The organism is Sphingopyxis sp. PAMC25046, from assembly GCF_004795895.1.
Classification (GTDB): domain Bacteria; phylum Pseudomonadota; class Alphaproteobacteria; order Sphingomonadales; family Sphingomonadaceae; genus Sphingopyxis.
On the sequence record NZ_CP039250.1, the window covers coordinates 2,307,152 to 2,332,671 of the forward strand.

The window sequence follows — 25,520 nt, forward strand, 5'->3', positions numbered from 1 at the left end:
CGACCGCAGCTGACGCCTCAGCCGGTCGGGCACCCCGAGTTCGGCTGCCTTCCCGATAAATTGTATCCGCTCGGCACCGCGGACGAGCTGGATAAGGTCGAGGGTCAGTTGCGTCACGACAGAATCTGCCATGCCTCCTATCCCTTCCCCCGGTGGGTCCGATGTATCGAGCAGGAGCGGCGCAAGCCGCCGCCTTGCTGCAAGCAGCCGGTCTCGCCGCCGAGTGGACAAGGCGCGGAGCAGGACGAGTAACGACATCACGGCAAGCGCCGCACCGGCGAGGAGTAAGGAAAGATCCCAGATCAGTCGCAGCATCGTCAGAAGCGCAGCCCGAAACCCACCGTCAACTGCGTACGATCCGCTCCCGTCTCGCGATCATCGTGCGCGACCGCGAACCGGAGCGCGTAATCACGGCCGAGGTCGAGCGAGACGCCGCCGAACAGACTCCGGACATCGACCACCACCCCCTCATCGGTGTCGGGAGCGTCGCTGTAGCCCGCGAACAGGCGCAGCGCGTCGCTGGCCTGGACATCGCCGCGGGCGAGGAACCCCGATCGATGCGTCCCGCGTTCGTCGAACAGGTTGATCCATCGTCCCGTCAGCCAGAAGCGCCCGCCGAGATATTGTTCGATGCCGGGGGTCAGACTTTGGACATCGCCTACGGCGAACCGGGCCTGCCGGCCATCCAGAGTCAATATAGTCGCGTTGGGACCGCCGTTGACGCGAAGCGATCCTCCAAGGCCGAGCTGCCATTCCGGACGAAAATCGGCATTCGGCGTGCCCCCCAGCGTCGCATAGAGCCGGGCTGCCTCTGACACGCGATAGTCGATCTGCGCTTCGCCATAGACGTCGCCGCGGGCGAAGCGGCGGGCATATTCGATCCGTGCGCCGATTGCGGCTCGGCCCTCGGATCGGCGAAGCTGAAAAGCAAGCTCGCGCCAATCGGGTTGGGGACCGTCGAGCCAGCTGTACGCGGCGTCCACATCGATTTGCCAGCGCGGACCGGAAGAGGCGTCGGCCAGTTGGTTACGAAGCTCGGCTATCTCCGCACTTTGCACACCCGCCGCGTCCAGCGCGCGAAGCGCTGCGGCGCGATCGCCCCGCCGCTGCGCAACCCGGGCGAGGCCGACATGCGCGTCGGTATAGCCGGGCGCGACGACGAGCGCGGCGCGGAATGCGGCCTCCGCCGCATCCAACTCACCCAAGGCCATACGCGCGAGCCCCAATTGGACCTGTGCGTCGCTGTTGCGGGGATTGGCTGCGATCAACGGTTCGAGCAGGGCAGCGGCGCGGGCCGCGTCCCCGGCAAGCCTGGCTTCGACAGCCATGTCATAGTCAGTGGACCGCGCATCCTGCGCTTGCGCTGCGGTGGTGCAGCAAAGCGCCAAGGCGAAAAAATAGATTCGGGTCATCGACGCGCCGTCACAAGGCGGGCCAAACGGCTCATCAACTCTTCCGGAATAAACGGCTTTACCAGATAATCGTCGGCGCCTAGCTCGAGCGTGCCGACGATGTCCTGTTCCTGGCGCCGGGCGGTGAGCATGATGACCGGAATGGCGGCTGTGGCTGGATCCGCCTTCAATCGTCGCAATACCTGTTGGCCGTCGAGTACGGGCATCATCATGTCGAGTACGATGGCATCCGGGTCACATTCCAATGCCTGCCTGACGGCCGCGCCGCCGTCTGCTGCTACGACGACGTGGTAGCCGCGCGCTCCAAGCCGATGCGTGAGGAGTTCTACCAACAACTCGTCATCGTCGCATACCAATATCGTCTGCATCGTTGGCAACGCCTCCATTTTTCTCCTTACCTCAATACGGTCGCTCGCGACGCGTTGCATCGGTGCCGAGGTGTAATTGCGCCGATTGGACGCATAATAGCGACCGTGGGCTTGACGGTGCGCCGTTACTGTCTCCAACTGGGACTGTTCGGCTACGCCCGCGATTGGAAGCACTGAATGTTTCGGCGTGCTGTCGTGCGTGACGCCGGGACGAGCCACAGACCCTCATGTCCGCAATAGTCCATTCCTGTCGCGAAGCCGAGGTCTGCCGAGTATGTCCGCTTTTTGATTCTTCCGCCCGAAAGCTGCCCGACCGCAACCGGCCATTTCAGTTTCAAAACAATCGGTTTAGTAGGTTCGGTTCGCTCACCTTTAATCGGTCCAGCATGCTGTTCACATAGAACATATCCGGGGTAGCCACGGCAGGCAGGACGATTACCCCATAGTCCGGCTCGCTCTTGTCCAGGGTGAAGACGACCAAGCCGACGCCGTGGATGCTGCACAGCGACTTCAACCGATTCATATCGTCGCTGCTCGTGGTGCGTGGAACGACGATGTAGCTCTTGTGCGAGAAAAGCCGATAGGCGACCGCCTGTCCGAAGGCGACGACAGGCTGGCTCGGCGTCGCCTTGATCTCGGCGGCTACAATCTGCGGTTCGAACTTGAACATGTCCTGGGCGCGAGGCTTCAGGACACCCATCACGTCCGGAGTGCCCCACTTCCCACCAAGACTGCTTCCACCGAGCGCACCTGCGACTGTGACCTCGTCGTTCTCTACAAGCCATTCCGCGAAGCTCGCGTAGAAATCCTGCTCGGCCAGCGCTTCCTGAACGGCACCGTTTTTCACTGGAACGACGGGCGCGGTCGCAGTTGCCGCGTCGGCGGCTATCGCCTCCGCAGCGTCCTCGTCGACGAACTTCGACAACTGATAGGTTCCGCGAGCAACCTTTACGATGTCGTCCGAGCTCTGAAACAGCACCTGGATGGCACCGTGAATGCTATTGGGCGGCGTGTCGGGCGCGTCGGCGTGGATCAGCTTCAGAATCTCGCCCCAGCGGATGCCGCCGGAATGCTCTTCGAGAATTTCGCGGGCGCGTGCGTGGATCTGCTTGCGGTTCAACTTGTCCATTCTGCCCCCTTACCCGATCGCCGCGTCGATCTGACGCGCCACGCCGCCACCGCGATCAAGCTCCGCCCAGAGGAAGATGACTTTGCCATCACTCACCTCCTGAAGCCGCGCGCCAATATTCCTCTTCTCTCGGCTATCCGCATTATCGGTGCGATCGGCACCCTTATATTCAATGATCAGCTTGCGGCCGTCCACCAGCTCCGCGACAAAATCCGGGTAGAAGAGGTCGGTCGAGGTTGGCAGCGAATAGGACCACGCCGTGCGATCCACGTTCCGGACCCAATGTTTGACGGCATCGTGATCGTCAATCTGGACCGCAGCTATCCATTCTTCACCGCCATGCCTCAGATCGCCGACCTGCGAGAACAGGTGCTTCCGCGGTCGCCACGGTCCGGAATATGGCGTGCGCGGATCATAGCCGGCCTTTGAGAAACTGAAGCCGTTTTCACCCAAGGCGAGGACAGGTGCGATTTCGGTCATCAACAGCTGCACGCCCCGCACGCCAGCTTCGCGGCGTTGATGTACGATTTTCGCGATAACGGCCCTTCGCAGCGCAAATTTCCCGCGCACGAGCTGCGCCAGCGGGATACGCTCCACGATCCCTTCAACAACGCGCCGGCAATATTCGAGGAATATAGGCTGGGAGACGTCGCGCTGGCGCGTCGTGCGATCGAGCCAACGAGACAGCGCGGCCACGTCCCAATCGGTCGCGTCATCCAACGCCAACTCGGCGGCGGCGTCGATACGATTGTAGACTACCTGGTCGCCATCCACGTCCATCTCGAATGTGTCGGGGCGCTCGGTCAACGCAAAGCCGGGCAGGCTTGTGTCTACCTGCCGCAGATCCCAGCCTCCCACATCGACCAGCGTTTCGGGGAAGACTATTTCCAGCTGCCCGTCCCGCTCAATCGCCAAACGGGGCAACGTCAGCACCTCACCCTGCTCAGCGGGCGACAACGATTCGGCACGTCGGGCGATAAAAGCCTCCACCGCCGTCGTCGGCGTGGCCTCCGCGCTTGCAACCGCTGTGGCTACTTCGCGGAGCACATCGTCCGGAGCAGATGTGTCGAATGTGATCACAACTCCGCCGGCTCCGTCATCAGCCATGCGCGTTGCAGCGACCATCTCGGGGGTCCAACTGCTCAGATCGGGCCGGTCCCGGACGTGCAGCACAGGCAGCTCCGGCTGGGTGAACAGCGACTGGTCCTCACGCCACTCGAAAGTCTCGGGTTGTTCGACGATCGCCTCCAGTGCGGTGCGCTCATCAAAGCCCATTTCGGTAAGCCGATCTTTCAAACCCTCCGCTGCATCAAAGAAATTGCGCTCGGAAACGTGGGCATAGGCGCGGTTCAATTCTTCTGACGACCGTCGAGTTGCGAACGGCATGCGCAGCACGCGGCCGAGCAACTGCTCCACGGCGCCGCCGCTCCGAATGCTGGCGAGCGAACAGAACACATAAGCGAAGGAGCAGTCCCAGCCTTCCTTCAGGGCGTCGACGGTAATGACGTGCTCAATCGTGCAGGCGGGATCGAATAGGTCGATACCGTCTAGCTCACGTTGGTTGCCGGTCGCCACCGCAATCCGGTCGTCTGGGATTCGGCAATCTTCGATCAGATGACGTTTGACGACATCCACGGTTGCTTCGGCGCCTTCGCGCGCGGGCTGCGCCTGATAGAGCGCGATTGGTCGAATACCGCCGCTATCGCGGACGGCAATGCCTTCGAGCCATGCACGATTATCAACTGCGTGCGCGATCGCCTGCTGCCAGCTGCCATGCTGCGAAAGGTGGATCGGCAGCTTGATCATGTCCGCCGCCTTCAGCTCAGCGGCTGTGGCGGAAACGATGACGTTCGAGCGAACAGGCGTGGCCGTAAACTCCACAACAGCGGCAGGCGCGATGCGTCCCATCGTCTCGCCGGAAAGCGTCGAGGTGAAATTGTGCGCCTCATCGACGACCACCAGCGGACGATGCAACTTCATCAGATTGGCAAAGCTCGCGACCGGCTTGCCCCGGCGCGGGCCATCCTCGTGCCGGGCCACGTCAGCGCCCCTGGCGACTGTGGCGAAATGCGGCTCCAGCTCTTCGTCGTCGCGATACACATTGCGGTCCGCAACGTTGTTCACGCGGAACGCCTGCACGGTCGAGACGATTATTGTCGCCGCGTCGGCCATGTCCTGCGGACGCAACTGCCGACGCTCGTCGATGCCATAAACGCGCACCGCACCCCCGAAGGTCGCTTCCAGCGCCTGGCGATATGGATGGCCGACCTTCTTGAGCGCGCCCAGCGTTTGCTCGGCGATGGTGGTCGACGTGACCAGCCACAACACGACCGGAAAGCGCCGGTTCAGAGATGTGTCGCGCGCGACGCCGATGGCGTGCGCGGCAAGCAGTGTCTTGCCGCCGCCGGTCGGGAGGCGCAGACAGCAATAGGGCACGTCCGGCAACCCGGCGAGCGGGCGATAGGCCGCGCCATAGGCGCCCGGCTGGCCCACGGCGCAGGCTGCGGCATAGGCCTTTGCATGATCGCGGATCGTTGCCTGATCAAGGAAGGTGCGCAGCGCGTCGAGCGCCCGGCGCTGATAGTCCTTCAGTTCCATTAGCGCGCCCTCACATCATAAGGCGTCTGCTTGAACGTCACGCCAGCGTCCATCAGCCGCGCCGCACCCAGCTTGCTCCATTCGCCATATACCGTCATCGGGCCATCCCAGCCGCTCTCCTTGCGCAGCTGGGCGAGCAACGCAGCCGTCAACACGTTGCCGCCACTGACCGATCGGTCACCAAGGATGCCGTTATAGAGCAGGGCAAATGCTATGCCGTCATGCACCCCCAGCACCGGGGTATCCGCCGCGCCGAGAAACGGCGTTCCCGTCTCGCTGAACCACACGTGCGCGGCCAGCGGCGCAAAGCGAATGCCATCGGTGATGTGTCCGTCGGCGTCAAACACCGCTGCGCCGAGACGATAGAAACGAAAGCCGCCGCCGCCGGACCATCCGACTGCTTTTGATATGCCGCCCTGTTCGCCCGCAATCACCTTGTCGAGCCGCGGCTTGCAGTGGGTTTCGGCATGATCGCCCATCTCGATGCCGATCCAGCGGCGGCCCATCTTGTGTGCGACCGCCGCCGTTGTGCCGGAACCAGCGAAGCTGTCGAGGACGAGGTCGCCCGGATTGCTGGCAATGTGGAGAATACGTTGCATAAGGCGTTCGGGCTTCGGTGTGCCGAAACTCACATCGGCGCCGAACAGCGCATTAGCTTCCTTCTTGCTTTCGTCGGTGTGGCCTACTTCATCGTGAGGCCACCACGTCCATGGGACGAGCCCTTCGACTTCGGACAAGAAGCGAATGACGCTGGGCTGAGCGTTCCCATCACGGCCCCAATAGATTCGATCGGCCGCCTCTAGCTTCCTGAACTCGCTTTCTATCATGGACCAGCAGCGCCCTTCCGGCGGCCGATGCTGGCGCCCGTTCGGGGCGACGATCTCATACATCTGGTTAGGTCGGAAACCTTGCGCCGTCATGGGAAGGCCACGCCATCGTTTAGCGGGATCGGTTTCCCCGGGGTTGTCAGGGTTCCTGTATATCTTCGCCTGCTTCTCATCGAGCGGCAGCCGGTTCCGTCCGGTTTTGAAGCGTTCCGGCGACTTGGCGTAGACAGCAATATATTCATGCACGTCACCAATCGCGCCTCGGTTCTCACGAGAATATCGCTTCTGCCACACCGGGCTTGCAACGAAATTCGCGCGACCGAAAACCTCGTCCATGATTACTTTGAGGTAGTGGCCTTCATTATCGTCGATCGACACCCAGATGCTGCCGTCTTCCGCCAGCAGGTCGCGCAGCAGCACCAGACGCGGATAGATCATCGCCAGCCACTGGCTGTGCTCCAGATTGTCGTCATAATGCTCGAAGGCCGACCGCGTGTTGTAGGGCGGATCGATGTAAATGCACTTTACCGCGTCCTTGTAATAGGGGAGCAGCGCCTTCAGCGCGTCGAGATTGTCGCCCTGGATAAGCATGTTGCCGGCGGCGGCATCGCCTCCATCCAGCGCGGGCACCGCTTCCAGTAGTCGATACGGCACACCCGCCGCCGCGCGCACATCTTCACCGCGCGTCATCCAATCGAGTATTGGCACCTAACCCCCAAATTCACACAGCAACTTGTGTAATGGCTGTAGCCGCTCAGATCCCAATCGAACAGGCTTTGTGGGACGTCGGAGAACAAACCTCCCGCACGATTGTCCGCTATGTCTCGTTGGCTCCGCTAAGGGGCCTGACCGTAACCGGCCAGTCATACACATTGACCGCCTCCCGTTGGTCCGCTTCCCCGGTTCCGCATATGCCAACTCCAGGCCCAAAAATCTTCCGACGATAATAGAGTTGGCTGTCGCCGTTGTGGGATGGAGTAAAAAAGAAAATGTTAGACAATCGCGGCGAACAATGGCAGAAGAGTTGCACGGACTGAATCATGAATTCAGATGCGCGGTGGAACCGTGTGGGTCCGAAATTTAGCGGATGTAATTTGAAAAATTATTTCAAATACATAGATTTAACTTAATAAAACCACCCTGTCCGCCATCATGCGAAATGCAGCCTCCGGTATTTTCCGCGAAAATAGAGCAGCGGATCGCGGTGCGGTTCGAACTGCGCGCGGACGACGCGGCCGACGAGGATAAAATGATCGCCAGCTTCGTGGAGCGATTCGCGCTGGCATTCGAACGATACGAGCGAGCTGCCAAGCAACGGCACGCCGGTTTGCCCCGGCGCCCAGGGCTGGTTGGCGAAGCGGTCTTCCCCCTTTGCGGCAAAACGGTTGGATGTAGGCTGCTGGCCGATCTGGAGCACATTGACGCCGAAATACGCGGCATTGCGCAACGCCGGCGCCGTTCCAGCGGTATTCGCAATGCACACGAGCAGGAGCGGCGGATCGAGCGACACCGACGTAAAGCTGTTCGCGGTCAATCCCACCGGCGTGCCCATCGCATCGAGCGCGGTAACGATCGTAATGCCGGTGGCAAAACACCCCATCGCATCGCGCAAGGTGCGCGGATCGGATCCCGCCTTGAACTCCATCGCCTCGCGCGGCTGGCGACGCTCGAGAAATTCGAGCAGCTGGCCGAGCAGCGCTTCCTCGCGGTCGGAGGCGAGTTCGAGATCGCATTCGTTGATGTCGGCGCTCTCGCCGAACGGCAACGCGGCGCTGAACGCATCGCTCACCACGCTGCCCTGCGCGGGCGCGAAGCCGCCGCGCACGACGAGGGTCGGCAGTGTGAGGCGCGCCGCGACGCCGCTTTCGATGGCATCCTGATCGACGGGCATGTCGACAAGCACAAGACCCGCGGCGAGATGCGCCCCGTCGTGCCCCAGCGCACGCGTGGCGATCCAGCTGCCCCGCCCCGCCGCGACGACGACCGGGCGCGATCCCATCTGGGCGAGAACGGCGCGCAGGTCCTCTATATGCGGCGCGAGTTCATCGTCGTCCCGAAGGTCGAGATTCACGACGCGGCGGCCCGAAAGCACCAAGGCTTCGGCAACATCACGCCATGCCGCGCGGCCCTGCCCGATCTCGGGCACCAGCAGCACCGCGGGATCATTCTCGTCGCCCAGCATGTCGGCCGCCAGCACTACGCCGCCGAAACCCTTATATTCGATGAGGCTCAAACATCCCCCTTGCCGCGCCGGCAGACGCGAACGCCGGCGGGCTTCGATACGATCAAATTGCGAAGAATCGGATCATATCGAAAGCCGTCACGGCGCGCCAGCGGCTAAGGTCAGGACTTCGGGCGCATCAGCCGCGCATCGATGCCAGCCGCCGGTCGATGATCGCGTCGGCATCGGCGATAATCCGGTCGATGAGTTGCTGACAGGTCGGGATATCGTGGATCAGCCCCTGTACCATCCCCGCCCAGAACACGCCCTTGCTGAGATCGCCGGTCTCGAGCAGTTCCCGCCCAGCCTTGCCGTTCACCAGTTCGGCGACGTCGGCGAAGGTGGCGTCGGGCTGCGCGAGGCGGCGCACCACCTCTTCGCTCACCGCGCTCTTCCCGACGCGCGCGGTGTTCTTGAGGCTGCGGAAGATCAGGAAACTGCCGCGCTCATCATTGTCGATATAGGCCTGCTTCACATTGTCGTGGATCGGCGCTTCCTGCGTCGCGCAGAAGCGCGTGCCCATGTTGATCCCCTCCGCGCCGAGGGAGAGCGCCGCGACCAGCCCGCGCCCGTCGCCGAAGCCGCCGCTTGCCAACATCGGGATCTTCACCTTGTCGGCGGCCGCCGGGATCAGGATCAGCCCGGGGATGTCGTCCTCGCCCGGATGGCCGGCGCACTCGAAGCCGTCGATCGAGATGATGTCGCAGCCCGCACGTTCGGCCGACAGCGCGTGTCGAACCGCGGTGCATTTGTGCAGGATCGTGACGCCATGGGGTTTCAGCATTTCCCAGATTTCGCGCACTGCCTGTGTGCCCGCGGTCTCGACAATCTTGACCCCGCCGTCGATGATCGCCTGCGCATAGGCCTTGTATTCGGGGGCGTTGATCGTCGGAAAGACGGTCATGTTCACGCCGAACGGCTTGTCGGTCATCGCCCGGCACCGTTCGATTTCTTCGCGCAGCGCTTCGGGTGACGGCTGCGTCAGTGCGGTGATGATGCCGAGACCGCCGGCGTTCGATACGGCGCTGGCGAGTTCGGCGTAGCCGACGCTCTGCATTCCGCCCTGGACGATCGGATGTTCGATACCCAGCATCTCGGTAATGCGTGTCTTGAAAGCCATCTCGATCCCTCCTGATTGCTCCTGCCCTTACGGCATCTTCGTTCCGGTCCATGAAATAACTTGACGCTTACGTCAACGTCGGGTTGACTAGGAAGATAGTTAGATAACGAAGGGAATCGGAATGGCAGCGCACGAAGGCATATCGGATCGAGCGCGCGCCATCGCCGAAAAAGTCGAAGCCTTCGTGCGCGAAAAGATCATTCCCTATGAAGCTGACCCGCGCCGCGACCATCATGGCGCGCCGACAGATGAATTGGTCATGGAAATGCGCGAGCACGCGCGCGCCGCCGGTGTGCTGACGCCGCATATCCTGTCCGACGGCAGCCACCTCAACCAGCGCGAGACCGCGGTCGTCCTTATCAAGAGCGGCCTGTCGCCGCTCGGCCCGCTCGCGTGCAACACCATGGCGCCCGACGAGGGCAATATGTATCTGCTCGGCAAGGAGGGCAGCCTCGAACTCAAGGAACGGTTTCTGAAGCCGATGGTCGCGGGCGAGGTTCGTTCGGCCTTCTTCATGACCGAACCCGCAGAAGAGGGCGGCGCGGGCTCTGATCCATCAATGATGAAGACGACATGCCATCTCGACGGCAATCATTGGGTCGTGAACGGCCGCAAGACCTTCATCACCGGGGCACAGGGCGCGCGCGTCGGCATCGTGATGGCCAAGGCCGAGCAGGGCGCATGCATGTTCCTCGTTGACCTGCCCGATCCCGCGATCCGCATCGATGATGTGCCGAACACGATCGACAGTTCGATGCCCGGCGGCCATGCGACGCTGATGATCGACAATCTGCGCATCCCCGCCGACCAGATGCTTGGCGAAGTCGGCGAAGGCTTTCGCTACGCGCAGGTGCGCCTATCGCCTGCCCGCCTGTCGCACTGCATGCGCTGGCTCGGCTGCTGCATTCGCGCGCACGAGATCGCGACCGACTACGCCAATCGCCGTGAGGCGTTCGGCAAGCCGCTGATCGATCACGAAGGCGTCGGCTTCATGCTCGCCGAGAATATGATCGACCTCAAACAGGCCGAGTTGATGATCGACTGGTGCGCGGGCGTGCTCGACACCGGATCGCTTGGCACCGTCGAAAGCTCGATGGCAAAAGTCGCAGTTTCGGAGGCGCTGATGCGCATCGCCGACCGCTGCGTCCAGATCATGGGCGGCACCGGCGTCACCGACAAGACGATCGTCGAGCAGGTGTTCCGCGAAGTTCGCGCCTTTCGCATCTACGATGGCCCGACCGAGGTTCACAAATGGAGCCTCGCGAAAAAGATCAAGCGCGACTGGAAGGCCGGCCTTGCCTGACACGGCCGCCAGTTGACCAGCGAGCGGCCGTAGCGTCAAAACACTTGACGTTTACGTTAACGTCCGGATGATGATCGGAAACCATAGGGTAGAGGAATCGGGCCGATGTCGATCTTGTACGACGAAGGGCAGCAGGCGATCGCAACCGAATCGCGTCGCGCGCTCGAAGCGCGGGTCAGCAAGGATGACCTGCTGCCCCTGCTCCAGACGAGCGGCCGATATCATGACGGTTTCTGGACGACCGCGAAGGAGCAGGGCTGGACGGCGCTCGCGCTTCCCGAAGCCTATGGCGGCCTCGATCTCGGTCTCGTCGAGCTGGGGCTGATCGCGCATCAGGCGGGTCGGACGCTCAGCGGCGCCCCCTTTCTCACCTCGAACTTCGGCGCGGCCAAGGCGATCGAGCTTTACGGCAACGATACGCAGAAGGCGCGCTGGCTCCCGGGCCTCGCAAGCGGTGAAACGATCGGCGCCATCGCCTTTGCGGCGGGAGCGGATGCCCTGCCCGACCAACCGGCGATTGGATTGAATGCCGGGAAGGTCGAAGGAATGGCTCCAGGCGTATCGGGCGGCCTCTTCGCCGATGTCGCCATCCTTCTCGCGCTAGACGGCGGAACACCCGCGCTGCTGATCGTCGATCTGGCCGGCATCGAACGCAAGGCTGTCGACAGCTTCGACAACAGCCGCTGCGTCGCGGATATCACATTTGCCGGCACACCGGCGGAGCCTCTCGTGACCGGCGAGGCGGCACGTGCCGCAGCGCTCCGCATCCTTGCGCTGCAGGCGGTCGTTACCGCGCACGAACAGACCGGCGGCGCCGAAGCGCTGATGGAAATCGCGCGCGACTATGCGCTGACGCGCAAGGCGTTCGGTCAGCCGATCGGCGCCTTTCAGTCGATCAAGCACCGCATCGCCGAGCTTTACGGCCTTGTCGAACTGGCGCGCGCCAATGCGATCCACGCAGCCGCGTGCGAAGGACAGGATGATTTCATCACCGCCGCCGCCGCCGCGCGCTTGTCGGCGACCGAGGCCTACGACACCGCCGCGCGCGATTGCATCCAGATTCACGGCGGGATCGGCGTGACTTGGGAGATCGGCCTCCACCTCCACATGCGCCGGTCGCGCACGCTCGCGCTCGAACAGGGGAGCAGCTTCTTCTGGGAAGATATACTCGTCGACCGGTTGGCAGGAGCAGGCGCATGACCGACCTCGAAACCTATCGCGCCAAGGCCGCTGAATGGTGCGAAGCGATGGTGCCCGCCTTCGGCAAGGCAGCGCGCGAGGGGCTGACCGTCGAAGAAGATCTCGCGCTCGGCCGCCGCTATCAGAAGGCCAAGTTCGACGCCGGATATGCCGGAATCAACTGGCCGACCGACCTCGGCGGTCAGGGGCTCGGCCATATCGAGAAGATCACTTTCGAGGGCGAAGAGATGAAGCACGGCTTCCCGAACGTCTATTTCGGCATCTCGCTCGGCATGCCCGTCCCCGTGCTGATGCAGTTCGGCAGTGACCGCGAGTTCGTGAAGGAGCGCGTGCTCAAGGCGCTGCAGGGTGAAGAAATCTGGTGCCAGCTCTTTTCGGAACCCTCGGGCGGCACCGATCTTGCGGGCCTCCGCACCCGCGCCGAAACCGACGGCAACGGCTGGAAGATCAACGGACAGAAAGTGTGGACGAGCTGGGCGCAGTATAGCGACTATGGCGTCATCGTCGTGCGAACCGACCCGACCGTCGCGAAGCATAAGGGTCTCACTTACTTCTGGGTCGACATGAAGGCGCCGGGGGTCACCGTGCGTCCGATCAAGCTCGCGGGCGGCGACAGCCACGTCAACGAAGTCTTCTTCGACGATGTGAAGATCAGCGACGATCATCGCATGTCGCCAGTTGGCGGCGGCTTCGCGGTCGCGCTCGCGACGCTGATGATAGAACGCTATGTCGCGACAGACAGCGCGGGTTTCGGGCCGCACCTCGACCTCTTCGTTGATCTCGCCAAAGAGGTGCGGCTGAACGGTCGCCCCGCGATCGAGGATGGCCGTATCCGTCAGCAGATCGCGCGCAACCATGCGATGCGCGCCGGGCTCGATTCGATCAACCGGCGCGCCCGGCTGATGATGCAGGCGGGCATGACGCCGGGGCCCGAAGGCTCGCTCAACAAACTTGTCGCGGTGCGCTCGCGGCAGAAGCTGTCAGAACTTGCCCTCGATCTGCAGGGCACCGATGCCTTCGCGTTCGACGAACATGCCTCGCCCAAGGACGACTGGGCATCGAGCTGGATCAACGCGCCGACGGGCCGCATCGCGGGCGGGTCGGACGAGACGTTGCTCAACACGATCGCCGAACGCATCCTCGGCCTGCCGCAGGACCATCGCCCCGACAAGGGTATTCCCTTCAACCAGATACCCGCCTGAGGAGCCTCCCCATGAAAATCGATTCCAGCATATCGGCCGTGGTCACCGGTGGCGCGTCGGGCCTCGGCCGCGCAACCGCCGAGGCGCTCGCCGCGTCTGGAGTGAAGGTCGCCATTTTCGACATCAACGACGCGCTCGGTGAGGAGGTAGCGGCATCGATCGGCGGGCTGTTCGTGCGTGTCGACATCACCGACGAGCAATCGGTTGTGGACGGTTATGCCAAGGCGCGCGCGGCGCATGGCCAGGAGCGCGTATGCGTGCACTGCGCGATGACGTCGCGTCGCGGCAAGACGCTGGCCTACGACAAGGAAACGGGTGGTTATCGCAGGACGCCGACCGCCGATTATGCCTTTGGTGTCGAAGGCATTTTGACCGCGAGCTACCGCGTCGCGTCGATCGCCGCCGAAGGCATGGCGATCCTTCCCGAAATGGAAGACGGCGAGCGCGGCGCGATTGTGCTGACCGCTTCGGTCGCCGCGCAGGACGGCCAGATCGGGCAGGTCATCTATGGCTCGGCAAAGGCCGGGGTGAACGGCCTTGTCCTTCCGATGGCGCGCGACCTGATGGACCTTGGCATCCGCGTCAATTCGATCATGCCCGGCGTATTCGGCACGCCGCTCCTCAACAATATGAACCCGAAGGTGAAGGAGAGCCTCGAAGCCTCGGTCCCCTTCCCCAAGCGGCTCGGCAAGGCCGAAGAATATGCGAGCCTCGCGATAGAAATGATCCGCAACACCTATTTCAACGGTCAGGCCGTCCGCCTCGACGGCGCGATCCGCATGGCCCCCCGTTAATTCTCTCAGCGAAGGAATATCCCCATGGCCGAAGCCTATATCATCGACGCCGTCCGTACTCCCCGCGGGATCGGCAAGCCCGGCAAGGGTGCGTTGTCGCACCTCCACCCGCAGCATCTCGCCGCGACCGTGCTCGCCGCGATCCGCGACCGCAACCATCTCGATACCGCGACGGTCGACGACATCGTCTGGTCGACTTCGTCGCAGAATGGCAAGCAGGGCGGCGATCTCGGCCGCATGGCGGCGCTGTCGGCGGGCTATGACACCAAGGCTTCGGGCACGACGCTCGACCGCTTCTGCGGAGGCGGCATCAGCTCGGTAAACTTTGCCGCCGCCAGCGTGATGAGCGGCATGGAAGATTGCGTCATCGCGGGCGGCACCGAAATGATGAGCTACACCAGCGCCCATGCTGCCGAACAGGCGAACGCCGGCCTGCCGCCGCGCCTGATGGGCTCGGGTCACGAAGCGCTCGACGAACTCCACCCGCAATCGCATCAGGGCATTTGCGGCGACGCGATCGCGACGATCGAGGGGATCAGCCGCGAAGATCTCGACGCGCTCGCGCTCGTTAGCCAGCAGCGCGCCGATCGCGCGATCAAGGAAGGCCGCTTCGCCAAGTCGGTCGTGCCGGTGCTCAATCCCGACGGCAGCGTCGCGCTCGACCGCGAGGAATTTCCGCGCCCCGAAACCACCGCCGAAGGCCTCGCGGCGCTGAAGCCGAGCTTCGCGGGCCTCGCCGATTTCGACATGGGCGGCGGCTTCACTTTCAGGAAGCAGATCAACCGCCGTTACCCCGATCTCGAAATCCAGCATTTCCACCATGCCGGCAATTCGTCGGGTGTCGTCGACGGTGCCGCCGCGATCCTGCTGACGTCGAAGGATTATGCCGACAAGCACGGCCTGAAGCCGCGCGCGCGCGTCGTCGCCTATGCCAATATCGGCGACGATCCGACGTTGATGCTTAACGCGCCCGTCCCGGCGGCGAAGAAGGTGCTCGAAAAGGCCGGCCTGACGAAGGACGACATCGACGTCTGGGAAATCAACGAAGCCTTCTCGGTCGTCGCTGAAAAGTTCATCCGCGACCTCGACTTGCCCCGCGAAAAGGTCAACATCAACGGCGGCGCGATGGCGCTTGGTCATCCGATCGGCGCAACGGGCTCGATCCTGATCGGCACCGCGCTCGACGAGCTCGAACGCTCGGGCGGCCGTTACGGCCTTGTAACCATGTGCGCTGCCGGCGGCATGGCGCCCGCGATCATCATCGAACGTATCTGAGTTACAGGAGTAAAACATGACCGGGCCGCTGAAGGGTGTCAGGATCATCGAATTTGCCGGCATTGGTCCCGGCCCCTTCTGCGGCATGATGCTCGCCGACCATGGCGCCGAGGTGATCCGTATCGATCGCCCCGGCGGCTTCATGGATCCGCGCGATCCGCTGAGCCGCAATCGCACTTCGATCGCGCTCGACATGAAGAACCCCGACGCGGTCCGCATCGCGCGCGAACTTTGCAAAAGCGCCGACGGGATCATCGAGGGCTATCGTCCCGGCGTGATGGAGCGGCTCGGGCTCGGCCCCGACGTGCTGCTCGCCGACAATCCGAAGCTCGTCTACGGGCGCATGACCGGCTGGGGCCAGTTCGGCCCCTATGCGCAGGCGGCGGGTCACGACATCAACTATATTTCGCTCTCGGGCGTCCTCCACGGTATCGGCCGCGCGGGTGAGAAGCCCGTGCCGCCGGTCAATTATGTCGGCGACTTCGGCGGCGGCGGCATGATGCTCGCCTTTGGCATGTCGAGCGCACTCGTCCACGCCGCGCGCACCGGCGAGGGCCAGGTGATCGACTGCGCGATGACCGACGGCTCGGCGCTGCTCGCGGGTATGACCTGGGGCTTTCTCGCCGCAGGACGGCTCAAGGACGAGGCCGGCGTCAACATGCTCGATGGCGCGGCGCACTTCTACGACAGTTACGAATGCTCCGACGGCAAGTTCGTCTCGATCGGTTCGATCGAACCGCAATTCTATGCGCTGCTTCGCGAAAAGACCGGGTTGACCGATGATGCCGATTTCGACGCCCAACTCGACCCGTCGAAATGGGGTCCGCTGAAGGAAAAGCTCACTGCGCTGTTCAAGACGAAGACGCGCGACGAATGGTGCGCGATCATGGAAATGACCGACGTCTGCTTTGCGCCGATCCTGTCGCTGGGCGAGGCGCCGCAGCATCCGCACAATGTCGAACGCGAAACCTTCCTCACGGTGGGCGGCGCGATCCAGCCCGCTCCCGCCCCGCGCTATTCGGCGACGGTCAACGACACGCCGCGCGCTGCGCCTGCGGTCGGCGCCGACGGCGATACCGTGCTGACGGGTCTTGGCTATGATGTAGCGAGCATCGCCGCACTGCGCGAAAGCGGTGCGCTGCGCTGACCCGTCACCCGGCGCGGGCGGTCAGACCTTCCCAGAGGCCGCGCCCGCCGAGGGCGGCAACCTGACGCCCAAGGGTCCGCGCCCAGTGGGCGTCGTTGCCATGCTCACCGCGCCAGCGCATCAGCGGGATCGTGACGCGGCACAGGTCATATTCCTCGGTGAACCCGATCGCGCCATGCACTTGGTGCGCAATTGCGGTCACAACGCCGACCGCGCGATTGGCGCGCAGCTTCGCGGCGGCGATTTCGAAACCCGCCGCTTCGGCGTCGAACCCCGTCGCGTCGAGCCGCGCCGCCATCGCGGCTGCAGCCGCGTCGACCGCCGCCACCTCGCACGCCATCACCGCGAGCGATTGCTGCACCGCCTGAAACTTGCCGAGCCGGCGGCCGAATTGCTGGCGCGTGTTCACATGGTCGATCGAAAGCGACAGCGCCTGCCCCATCGCGCCGGCCATCAGGCCGACCGTTGCGGCGGCGCGGTGCGGCATCGAAACGTCGCCGAGGCCCGAGAGGATGACGTCGGCGACCGGCAGGTCGGGCGCCAACATACCTGCGATGTGAAGGACGGCATTCGCATCGCCCCAATCACCGCCAAAACCGCCTTCGTCCTCCGCCACAAGCAGCAGCGCGAAACCCGCCTCTTCGACCGGCGCGATATCGTCGGCACCGGCCAGAACCGTACGCGTAGTGTCGCAGAGCATGTCGCGCGCCGCGCTCATCGAAGGCCCAATCCGCGCGCGATGATCCCGCGGATCACTTCGCGCGTCCCGCCGCGCAGCGAAAAGCTGGGCGACGCGATAAGGAGTGCGCGGAGCAGCCTTGCCAGATCGTCTTCGTCGTCCCAATCAAAGTTGACGATCGCCTGCACGCGGCGCGGCATATCCTGTTCGAACGCATTGCCCAGTTCCTTGACCACCGACGCCTCGACCATCGGATCCTCGCCCGCCGCGAGCTTTGCTGCGGTCGACATCGACAGCTGACGCAGCGTCCACATCTCGGCCGTCAGTTCGCCGATCAGCCCAGCCACCGCCGGATCGGGATCGGCCCCCGCCGCATCGATCAGCGCGACCAGAAGCGCATGGCTCGACAGATAACGTTCGGGTCCCGACCGTTCGAGCCCCAGTTCGGCCGTAACCTGTTTCCATCCCTGCCCGCGTTCGCCGACGAGGGCGCCATGCGGGACGAGCACATCGTCGAAAAACACCTCGTTGAAATCATGGTTGCCCGCCATGTCGATGATCGGGCGGATCGTCACGCCGGGCGTGTCGAGGTCGATCAGCAACTGGCTTAGCCCCGCATTGCGCTCGCTGCCTTCCTCGGTGCGCACGAGCGCGAGGATGACATGCGACAGATGTGCGCCCGTGGTCCAGATTTTCTGGCCGTTGATCCGCCAGCCTTCGCTCGTTTCGCGCGCCGACGTCCGCACTGCCGCAAGATCGGACCCCGCGCCCGGCTCGGACAGGCCGATGCAGGCATAAAGCTCGCCCTTGGCGATCCCCGGAAGATAGCGTTGCCGCTGCTCCTCGCTGCCATAACGCAGGATCAGCGGCCCGGTCTGTCGGTCGGCGATCCAGTGTGCGCCGACGGGCGCGCCCGCCGCGAGCAGTTCCTCGATCACCACATAGCGTTCAAGTGGATGCCGATCGCCGCCGCCATAAATTGCCGGGAGCGTCATGCCGACATAACCCGCCGCCCCAAGCGCGCGGCTGAAATCGGGATCGAAGCTCGCCCAGCAATTCGCGCGCGCCACGACGTCATCCGTGGGTTGGTTCGCCGCAAGCCAGGCTCGCAAATCGGTGCGCAGTGCGACAGTGTCGCCGGGCGGATCGAAAGGATAGAGCGCGAAGCTTTGCATGTCGCACCAGCCATGCAATAGCTTTGGTTAGGCAGCAAAGGATTATTGAAGATGGGCGAATTTTTGAGTGTCGAGCGGCGGGGCAAGATCGCAATCCTGACGATGATCAAGCCCGAAAGCATGAATGCGATCGGCACCCACGAGGACTGCCAGAACATCATCGACACGCTGCGCACCCTCGGCGACGACCGCAGCGTCAGCGCGATCATCCTTACCGGCAGCGGCAAGGCGTTCAGCGCCGGCGGCAACCTCAAGGGCATGCAGGATCGCACCGGGATCGGCGTGCTCGACCAGCCCGATTCCACCCGCGCCAATTACCGCAAGGGCGTGCAGGCGGTGATCCGCGCGCTGATGGATTGCGAAGTGCCGATGATCGCCGCGGTCAACGGACATGCGATCGGGCTCGGCGCCGATCTTGCCTGCACCTGCGACATCCGCATCGCCGCCGAAAGCGCGCAGTTCGCGTGCAGCTTCATCAAGGTCGGGATCGTCCCCGGCGACGGCGGCGCCTGGCTGCTGCAGAAGATACTCGGCTATTCGCGCGCCGCCGAACTGTTCCTGACCGGCGATCGCTTTGACGCGGCTCGGGCAAAGGAATATGGTCTGGTCACGGACGTCGTGCCCGATGCGGAACTGCTCGATCGTGCGATCGCCATCGCCGAGCGGATCGTCTGCAACCCGCCCCGGGCGCTGCGCCTGACGAAGCGTTTGTTGCGCGAGGCGCAGCACAGCCGGATGAGCGATATTTTGGAATTGAGCGCAGCCTATCAGGCGATCGTCCATGAAACCGCGGATAACCGGGAGGCGATCAACGCGTTCGTCGAAAAGCGCCCCCCTATTTTTACAGGAGAATGACCATGCTCGCCGAGCGTGTCCTGCCGCTGTCCGGTATCCACAATTTCCGCGACTATGGCGGTTATGCCGTCGAGGGCGGCGGGCGTCTGCGCGAAGGGACGCTGTGGCGCTCGGCGCATCATGAAGCGGCAACCGACGACGATCTGGCCGCGCTCGACGCGCTGGGGCTCGAAACGGTCGTTGATCTCCGCGGAGACGACGAGCGCGAGATGCACCCGTGCCGGCGCTCCGAGAATTTCTCGGCGCGCGTACTGTTCGCGGGCGGGGTCACCGCGGGCCTCGCGCCGCACCTTCAGGCGGCAGGCGGGACGATTGATGTCGCGACGGCGCGACACCGGATGATCGATACCTACGCCGGCATGCCCTATCGTCCGGCGCTCGTCGCGACGCTCCGGCTCTATCTCGGCGCGCTCGCTGAATATGACGCGCCGAGCCTCGTCCACTGCGTCGCGGGCAAGGACCGCACCGGCTTTGCCGTGGCGATCGTCCACCGGCTGCTCGGCGTGCATGAGGATGATCTGATGCACGACTATCTGCTGACCAACACCGCCGGAAAGATCGAGGAACGCATTGCGCAGGGCGCGGCGCATATCCGCTCGCGCTATGGCGCCGAGATCCACGACGACGCGATCCGCGCGCTGATGTCGGTCAATCCTTCCTATCTCGACGCCGCGCTCGCCACCGTGCGCCGTGACCATGGTGATATCCCGACCTACGCCGAAGCGGTGTTGAACTTCACCCCCGAGATGCGCGAGGCGCTGGTCGACCGGCTAGTGGTCTAGGGGCCTATTGGCCCCGCACTAGCACCCCGCCCTTCACCACCGCATCGACGCTTTCCAGCTGGCGCACGTCGGCCAGCGGGTCGCCGTCGACCGCGACGATATCGGCATAGCGGCCGACCGCGATCGCCCCGACATCCTTTTCGCGTCCCAGCGCCTCGGCAGCGTTCTTCGTCGCGGCCTGGATCGCCTGCATTGGGGTCATCCCATATTCGACCATGACGCGGAACTGCTTGCCGACGTCGCCGTGCGGCATCACGCCCGCGTCCGAGCCGAACACCATTCGCACACCCGCCTTCACGGCCTTGCGGAAATTGTCGCGCTGAATCTGCGCGATCTCGCGGTCCTTGCGCAGATTATCCTCGAGCACGCCGTTCTTCGCGCCTTCGGCTTGGGTATATTCGGTGTTATAGATATCCATCGAGAACCATACCGGCCGCTTGCGTTGGGTCGCCATGCGAATGCCCTCGTCATCGACCAAGCTGACATGTTCGATCGTGTCGATCCCCGCGGCGATTGCGGCGCGGATGCCCTCGGCGCCATGCGCGTGCGCGGCGACGCGCAGCCCCCACTGGTGCGCTTCGTCGGCGATCGCGGCGAGTTCCGTTTCGGACACCTGAAGCTGCCCCGGCTCGGTATTGCGCGAAAAGACGCCGCCGGTCGCGCAGACCTTGATCACCTCGGCGCCATATTTGCGCTGGCGGCGGACCTGATAGCGCAGTTCGTCGGGCGTATCGCCGATTCCCTCTTCCTTGCCGTCCTTCTTTTCGAGGCTGGGCGGCAGGAAGGTGCTGTCGCAATGGCCGCCCGTCGCGCCGAGCGCGTAGCCTGCGGGCACGATACGCGGCCCAGTCGCATAGCCCGCGTCGATCGCCTGCTTGAGCCCGATGTCGTTGCGGTCGCTCGACCCGACGTTGCGCACGGTGGTGAAACCCGCGCCGAGCATATCGTTCGCATTCTTGACCGCCGTCATGCCCCAGAAGCTGTCGGTGAACTCCAGCCCGCGATAGCCGCCGATGTCGGCGGGGCCGTCGAGATGGACGTGCATGTCGATCAGGCCCGGCAGCAGCGTCTTGTCGCTCAGATCGATATGCTTGACGTTTGATCCCCAGCGCACCGTGCGCGCATCGGCGATGTTCGTGATGCGGCCGTCTGCGCCGACGAAGATCGCTGGAAATTCGACGATCTTTCCCGTTAGCACATCGATATAGCGCGCCGCGGTGATGACCGTCTGTCCGGTCGACTCCCGCGCCTTTACCGGAGCGATTGGGGCGACGAAAAGCGACGCCGATCCCAAAGCGATTATCCACAGAAAACTGCCGAACTTCATTCGCGATTTCATCTTCGCCCCACCCCTTATCAATCCCCGCGAACCTGATGGCAAAGCGGCGCGAAATAGGACAGCGGAAAATGTTCAGGCTGAAATCTTCTGTCGGCCGACCCACCACGCGCCGAGCAGCGCGAAGGCGGTGCCGAGCATCGTGCCGCCCGCGATGTCACTTGCCCAATGTACGCCGAGCATGATGCGCGAAGAGCCGTTGAGGATGATCATCGCGGCGGCGAGCGTCCAGGCGAAGGGCCGCCAGCGTGGCGGCGCGAGCCAGGCGAGGAGCAGATAGACGACCGCCGCGCTCGTCGCGTGGCCGCTGGGGTAGGAAAAACTCGTTTGATGGTCGAGATGGTCGATCAGATCGGGCCGCGCGCGGCCGAAGCCGAGCTTGAGCGAGCTCGACGCGAGGTTGGAAAGCAGCGACGCGCCGCCGAGCGCCACCGCGCAACGCGGCCCGCACCAGTGCCAGACGAGCCCGCAGAGCAGGATGACGATGATCCAGCGCGGGGTGCCGCCGCCGATCCAGCTCGCCCATTGCATGAAGGCGATAAAGGCGGGAGCACTTTCGTCGATGCGGAGCGACAGGGATTGCGAGATTTGCCAGTCGACGGTTTCGGTCCAGCCCGCGCCGACTGCGAAACCGAGCAGGACGACGGCGATGAAGAGCGCCAGTGCCAAGGCGGGAAAGCGTGAGCGTCGAAACAAGAATATCCTCCCTGTGGCGCAGCCATGGGGAGGTGGCGGCCCCGCAGGGGCCGACGTAGGGGCCCCTCCACCACTCGCCTGCGGCGAGCGGTCCCCCTCCCCATGGCTTCGCCACAGGGAGGATCGGGATCAAATATGCAGCGGCCGTCCGAACGCGGCGAGCACGCCCTCGTGCATCGTTTCGCTGAGCGTCGGATGCGGGAAGACGGTGCCGATAAAATCATCCTCGACCAGTTCGGCGGTCTTCCCGATCGTATAGCCCTGGATCAACTCGGTGACTTCGGCGCCGATCATGTGCGCGCCGAGCAGTTCGCCGGTCTTCGCGTCGAACACGGTCTTGGTGAAACCTTCGGATTCGCCCAGCGCGATCGCCTTGCCATTTCCGATGAAGGGGAAAGTGCCGGCCTTGACCTCATAGCCGAGTTCCTTCGCCTTCGCCTCGGTCAGGCCGACGCTGGCGATCTGCGGGCGGCAATAGGTGCAGCCGGGGATGTTGCGCGGGTCCATCGCGTGCGGATGGTTGCCGGCGATCGCCTCGACGGAAATCACCGATTCATGCATCGCCTTGTGCGCGAGCCAAGGCGGGGCGGTGACGTCGCCGATCGCCCAGATGCCGGGGACGTTGGTGCGGCACATTGCGTCGGTGTCGATATGGCCTTTTGTGGTCTTCACGCCGAGCGCTTCGAGCCCGATATTCTCGGTGTTCGGGACGATGCCGATCGCGACGATGGCATGGCTGAATTCGGCGCTTTCGGTCTTGCCGTCCTTCGTCTTGATCTTTGCGGTGACGCCGGTCGCGGTCGCCTTGAGCTCCTCAACGCCCGCGCCGGTGTAGATCGTCATGCCTTGCTTCTTGAGTTGCTTTTCGAGGAAGGCCGACACGTCGGCGTCCTCGACGGGGACGAGCCGGTCGAGCATCTCGACGACGGTCACGTCGCAGCCCATGTCGCTGTAGAAGCTCGCGAATTCGATGCCGATCGCGCCCGATCCGATGACGAGCAATTTCTTCGGCATTTCGGGCGGGACGAGCGCGTGGCGATAGGTCCAGATGCGCTTGCCGTCGGCGGGCGCGAACGGCAGGTCGCGCGCGCGCGCGCCGGTGGCGACGATGATATTCTTCGCGGTCAGCGTTTCGCTGCCCTTCTCGCCCTTCACTTCCAGCTTGCCCGGCGCGGTCAGCTTGCCTTCGCCCATATGGACGGTGATCTTGTGCTTCTTCATCAGGAAGGCGACGCCTTGGCTCAGCTGTTTCGCGACACCACGGCTCCGCTTCACGACCGCCTCAATGTCGGCGCTGATCTGCGCGGCGATCAGGCCATAGTCGCCGGCGTGTTGCATGTAATGATAGATTTCGGCCGAACGCAGCAGCGCCTTGGTCGGAATGCAGCCCCAGTTGAGGCAGATGCCGCCGAGATTCTCGCGCTCGACGATCGCCGTTTTCAGCCCCAGCTGTGCCGCGCGGATCGCCGCGACATAGCCGCCGGGGCCCGAGCCGAGGACGATGAGGTCGTAGTTGGTGTCAGCCATTATGGGCTCCTTCAAAAGCCCCTCTCCCCTTGCGGGAGAGGGGTTGGGGTGTGGGGTCGGCGCGCATCTGCGCGCTTGACGAATCGATGGCATCCAGGATGCTCGCGACGACGCCGTCACTGTTGGCGAGAATGTCGTTGTTCCAGAAGCGCAGGATACGAAAGCCTTGCGCGGTCAGATAGGCATCGCGTTCGGCATCATAAGCATTTTCGCCATGCTGGCCCCCATCGGCTTCAACGATCAGACGATGTTCGAAGCAGATGAAGTCGGCGATATAGCGGTCGTCGATGATCTCCTGACGCCGCCAGCGGAGGCCTTCAAGCCGCCCCGCGCGCAGGATCGACCAAAGCCGGCGTTCGGCATCGGTGGGGTTCGATCGCATCTGGCGGGCACGGTCCAGCAACATGACTTTGCGGGCGAGAAGCTGGGAGACAGTCTTATGCGCCGCGGACGCGGCGCGGCCCCCTCTCCCCAACCCCTCTCCCGCAAGGGGAGAGGGGCTATTCGGCCCCTCGGGCATCTTACGCCACCAGCCCCAGCGGGTTCTCCACCAGTTCCTTGAAGGTCTTCATCAGCAGCGCGCCGTCGGCGCCGTCGATCGCGCGGTGGTCGAAGCTTCCGGTTGCCGACATCACGGTCGCGATCGCCAGCGCATCGTCGACCACATAAGGGCGCTTCTCGCCCGCACCGATCGCCATGATCATCGCCTGCGGCGGATTGATCACCGCGGTGAACTGCTTGATCCCCATCATGCCCATGTTCGAGATCGAGGCGGTGCCGCCCTGATATTCGCTGGGCTGGAGCTTGCCTTCCTTCGCCTTTGCCGCGAGTTCGGACATTTCGGTCGAAATCTTCGACATCGACTTGCCGCCCGCGTCGACGATGATCGGGGTGATTAGGCCGCCGGGGATGCTGACCGCGACCGAAATGTCGGCGCGCTTGTACTGGCGCATCACGTCGCCGCCGAAGCTGACGTTGCACGAGGGCACACGTTCGAGCGCGACCGCAAGCGCCTTGATCAGCATGTCGTTAACGCTGAGCTTGACGCCGCGGCTTTCGAGGCTGGCGTTGAGCTCGCCGCGCAGTTTCAGGAGCGCGTCGAGGCGGATGTCGACGGTGAGGTAGATGTGCGGCGATTCCTGCATCGACTGGCTGAGGCGGCGCGCAATCGTCTTGCGCATGCCGCTGAGCTTCTCGTCCTCGTGCGGGATGCCGAAATCGGGGATCGCGCCGGTGGCTGCCGGGGCCGGAGCGGCTGCGGCAGGAACCGGCGCGGCGGTTGCGCCGGCGGGGGCTGCGGCGCCCGCCGGGGCGCCTTCGAGGTCGGCCTTGACGATACGACCGCCGGGGCCCGTGCCCGTGACGCCCTTGAGGTCGATGCCCTGCTCGGCGGCAAGGCGCTTGGCGAGCGGGCTTGCCTTGATGCGGTCGCCCGATGCGGCGGGAGCGGCTGCCGGCGCCGGTGCCGGGGTCGGCGCTGGAGCCGCAGCGGGTGCTGGCGCCGCGGCTTCGGCCTTCGGTTCGGCGGCGGGCGCAGGCGCCGGGGCAGCCTTCGCGCTCGACGCATCCTCGCCCTCGCCCGCGATCGTCGCGATCACGGTACCGACCTTCACATTGTCGGTCCCTTCGGCGACCAGAATCTGGGCAATCGTGCCTTCGTCGACCGCCTCGAACTCCATCGTCGCCTTGTCGGTCTCGATTTCGGCGAGCAGGTCGCCCGACTTGACCTCATCGCCCTCCTTCACCAGCCATTTGGCGAGGGTGCCCTCCTCCATCGTCGGCGAGAGAGCGGGCATTTTCAGTTCGATTGGCATGTCTAGGCTTGTCCCTGTCAGTCTTGCAGGCTGCGCCTGCCGCTACGGATTCTTCTTCGC

At 63.9% G+C, this 25,520-nt stretch carries 22 protein-coding genes; 8 read left to right on the forward strand and 14 right to left on the reverse strand.

Going from position 1 to position 25,520, the window contains the following annotated elements; all coding sequences use genetic code 11:
- Positions 1–317: 317 nt before the first annotated feature.
- The 7 genes from E5675_RS10800 to E5675_RS10830 form a co-directional block, all read right to left on the reverse strand.
- Positions 318–1,412 carry a YaiO family outer membrane beta-barrel protein gene (locus tag E5675_RS10800; RefSeq protein ID WP_136174514.1) on the reverse strand — a complete coding sequence of 365 codons (1,095 nt, stop codon included), beginning with the start codon at positions 1,410–1,412 and terminating at the stop codon, positions 318–320.
- On the reverse strand, positions 1,409–1,798 hold the full coding sequence (locus E5675_RS10805; RefSeq protein ID WP_247594575.1) for a response regulator: 390 nt from the start codon (positions 1,796–1,798) through the stop codon (positions 1,409–1,411). Before E5675_RS10805 ends, E5675_RS10800 begins: the two co-directional genes overlap by 4 nt.
- Positions 1,799–2,114: 316 nt before the next feature.
- The gene (locus tag E5675_RS10810; RefSeq protein ID WP_136174516.1) at positions 2,115–2,909 is read right to left on the reverse strand and encodes a hypothetical protein; all 795 of its coding nucleotides are present in this window, start codon (positions 2,907–2,909) and stop codon (positions 2,115–2,117) included.
- Positions 2,910–2,918: 9 nt separating this feature from the next.
- Positions 2,919–5,507 (reverse strand): DEAD/DEAH box helicase family protein, encoded by a 2,589-nt coding sequence (locus tag E5675_RS10815; protein WP_136174517.1) that lies wholly within the window; start codon positions 5,505–5,507, stop codon positions 2,919–2,921.
- Positions 5,507–7,024: a site-specific DNA-methyltransferase gene (locus E5675_RS10820; protein ID WP_210727513.1), complete on the reverse strand. Its 1,518-nt coding sequence runs from the start codon at positions 7,022–7,024 to the stop codon at positions 5,507–5,509. Before E5675_RS10820 ends, E5675_RS10815 begins: the two co-directional genes overlap by 1 nt.
- A 460-nt stretch (positions 7,025–7,484) precedes the next feature.
- On the reverse strand, positions 7,485–8,567 hold the full coding sequence (locus tag E5675_RS10825) for a flavin reductase (RefSeq protein ID WP_136174519.1): 1,083 nt from the start codon (positions 8,565–8,567) through the stop codon (positions 7,485–7,487).
- 127 nt (positions 8,568–8,694) lie between these two features.
- Complete coding sequence (locus E5675_RS10830) at positions 8,695–9,675, reverse strand: nitronate monooxygenase family protein (RefSeq protein ID WP_136174520.1); 981 nt, start codon at positions 9,673–9,675, stop codon at positions 8,695–8,697.
- Between the two features lie 121 nt (positions 9,676–9,796).
- Here E5675_RS10830 and E5675_RS10835 point away from each other — a divergent pair, with 121 nt between their 5' ends.
- The 6 genes from E5675_RS10835 to E5675_RS10860 all read left to right on the forward strand — a co-directional run bounded on the left by E5675_RS10835 (position 9,797) and on the right by E5675_RS10860 (position 16,596).
- Positions 9,797–10,978: an acyl-CoA dehydrogenase gene (locus E5675_RS10835; RefSeq protein WP_136174521.1), complete on the forward strand. Its 1,182-nt coding sequence runs from the start codon at positions 9,797–9,799 to the stop codon at positions 10,976–10,978.
- A 105-nt stretch (positions 10,979–11,083) separates the two neighbouring features.
- The gene (locus tag E5675_RS10840) at positions 11,084–12,178 is read left to right on the forward strand and encodes an acyl-CoA dehydrogenase family protein (protein ID WP_136174522.1); all 1,095 of its coding nucleotides are present in this window, start codon (positions 11,084–11,086) and stop codon (positions 12,176–12,178) included.
- Positions 12,175–13,380, forward strand: coding sequence for an acyl-CoA dehydrogenase family protein (locus E5675_RS10845; RefSeq protein ID WP_136174523.1), 1,206 nt, complete (start codon positions 12,175–12,177; stop codon positions 13,378–13,380). The genes E5675_RS10840 and E5675_RS10845 overlap by 4 nt, the downstream gene beginning before the upstream one ends.
- Positions 13,381–13,391: 11 nt before the next feature.
- On the forward strand, positions 13,392–14,174 hold the full coding sequence (locus E5675_RS10850; protein WP_136174524.1) for an SDR family NAD(P)-dependent oxidoreductase: 783 nt from the start codon (positions 13,392–13,394) through the stop codon (positions 14,172–14,174).
- Between the two features lie 24 nt (positions 14,175–14,198).
- The gene (locus tag E5675_RS10855) at positions 14,199–15,449 is read left to right on the forward strand and encodes an acetyl-CoA C-acetyltransferase (RefSeq protein ID WP_136174525.1); all 1,251 of its coding nucleotides are present in this window, start codon (positions 14,199–14,201) and stop codon (positions 15,447–15,449) included.
- 16 nt (positions 15,450–15,465) lie between these two features.
- The gene (locus E5675_RS10860; RefSeq protein WP_136174526.1) at positions 15,466–16,596 is read left to right on the forward strand and encodes a CaiB/BaiF CoA-transferase family protein; all 1,131 of its coding nucleotides are present in this window, start codon (positions 15,466–15,468) and stop codon (positions 16,594–16,596) included.
- Between the two features lie 4 nt (positions 16,597–16,600).
- Here E5675_RS10860 and E5675_RS10865 read toward each other — a convergent pair whose 3' ends face one another.
- Entirely contained in the window at positions 16,601–17,314 is a 714-nt protein-coding gene (locus E5675_RS10865; RefSeq protein WP_136174527.1) for an acyl-CoA dehydrogenase family protein, read from the reverse strand.
- Positions 17,311–18,450: an acyl-CoA dehydrogenase family protein gene (locus E5675_RS10870; RefSeq protein WP_136174528.1), complete on the reverse strand. Its 1,140-nt coding sequence runs from the start codon at positions 18,448–18,450 to the stop codon at positions 17,311–17,313. Before E5675_RS10870 ends, E5675_RS10865 begins: the two co-directional genes overlap by 4 nt.
- A gap of 51 nt (positions 18,451–18,501) precedes the next feature.
- Here E5675_RS10870 and E5675_RS10875 point away from each other — a divergent pair, with 51 nt between their 5' ends.
- On the forward strand, positions 18,502–19,305 hold the full coding sequence (locus tag E5675_RS10875; RefSeq protein WP_136174529.1) for a crotonase/enoyl-CoA hydratase family protein: 804 nt from the start codon (positions 18,502–18,504) through the stop codon (positions 19,303–19,305).
- Between the two features lie 2 nt (positions 19,306–19,307).
- A complete protein-coding gene (locus E5675_RS10880; RefSeq protein ID WP_168707849.1) occupies positions 19,308–20,087 on the forward strand; it encodes a tyrosine-protein phosphatase in 780 nt (259 codons plus the stop codon).
- A gap of 4 nt (positions 20,088–20,091) precedes the next feature.
- On the opposite strand, the gene E5675_RS10885 is transcribed toward E5675_RS10880, so the two are convergent.
- The 5 genes from E5675_RS10885 to E5675_RS10905 all read right to left on the reverse strand — a co-directional run bounded on the left by E5675_RS10885 (position 20,092) and on the right by E5675_RS10905 (position 25,460).
- The gene (locus tag E5675_RS10885) at positions 20,092–21,426 is read right to left on the reverse strand and encodes an amidohydrolase family protein (RefSeq protein ID WP_136174531.1); all 1,335 of its coding nucleotides are present in this window, start codon (positions 21,424–21,426) and stop codon (positions 20,092–20,094) included.
- A 72-nt stretch (positions 21,427–21,498) separates the two neighbouring features.
- Positions 21,499–22,119 (reverse strand): phosphatase PAP2 family protein, encoded by a 621-nt coding sequence (locus tag E5675_RS10890; protein ID WP_136174532.1) that lies wholly within the window; start codon positions 22,117–22,119, stop codon positions 21,499–21,501.
- A 129-nt stretch (positions 22,120–22,248) separates the two neighbouring features.
- Positions 22,249–23,646 carry a dihydrolipoyl dehydrogenase gene (lpdA, locus tag E5675_RS10895; protein ID WP_136174533.1) on the reverse strand — a complete coding sequence of 466 codons (1,398 nt, stop codon included), beginning with the start codon at positions 23,644–23,646 and terminating at the stop codon, positions 22,249–22,251.
- Positions 23,639–24,166: a DUF559 domain-containing protein gene (locus E5675_RS10900; RefSeq protein WP_247594576.1), complete on the reverse strand. Its 528-nt coding sequence runs from the start codon at positions 24,164–24,166 to the stop codon at positions 23,639–23,641. The genes lpdA and E5675_RS10900 overlap by 8 nt, the downstream gene beginning before the upstream one ends.
- A 1-nt stretch (position 24,167) precedes the next feature.
- A complete protein-coding gene (locus tag E5675_RS10905) occupies positions 24,168–25,460 on the reverse strand; it encodes a pyruvate dehydrogenase complex dihydrolipoamide acetyltransferase (protein WP_136174534.1) in 1,293 nt (430 codons plus the stop codon).
- Between the last annotated feature and the right edge of the window lie 60 nt (positions 25,461–25,520).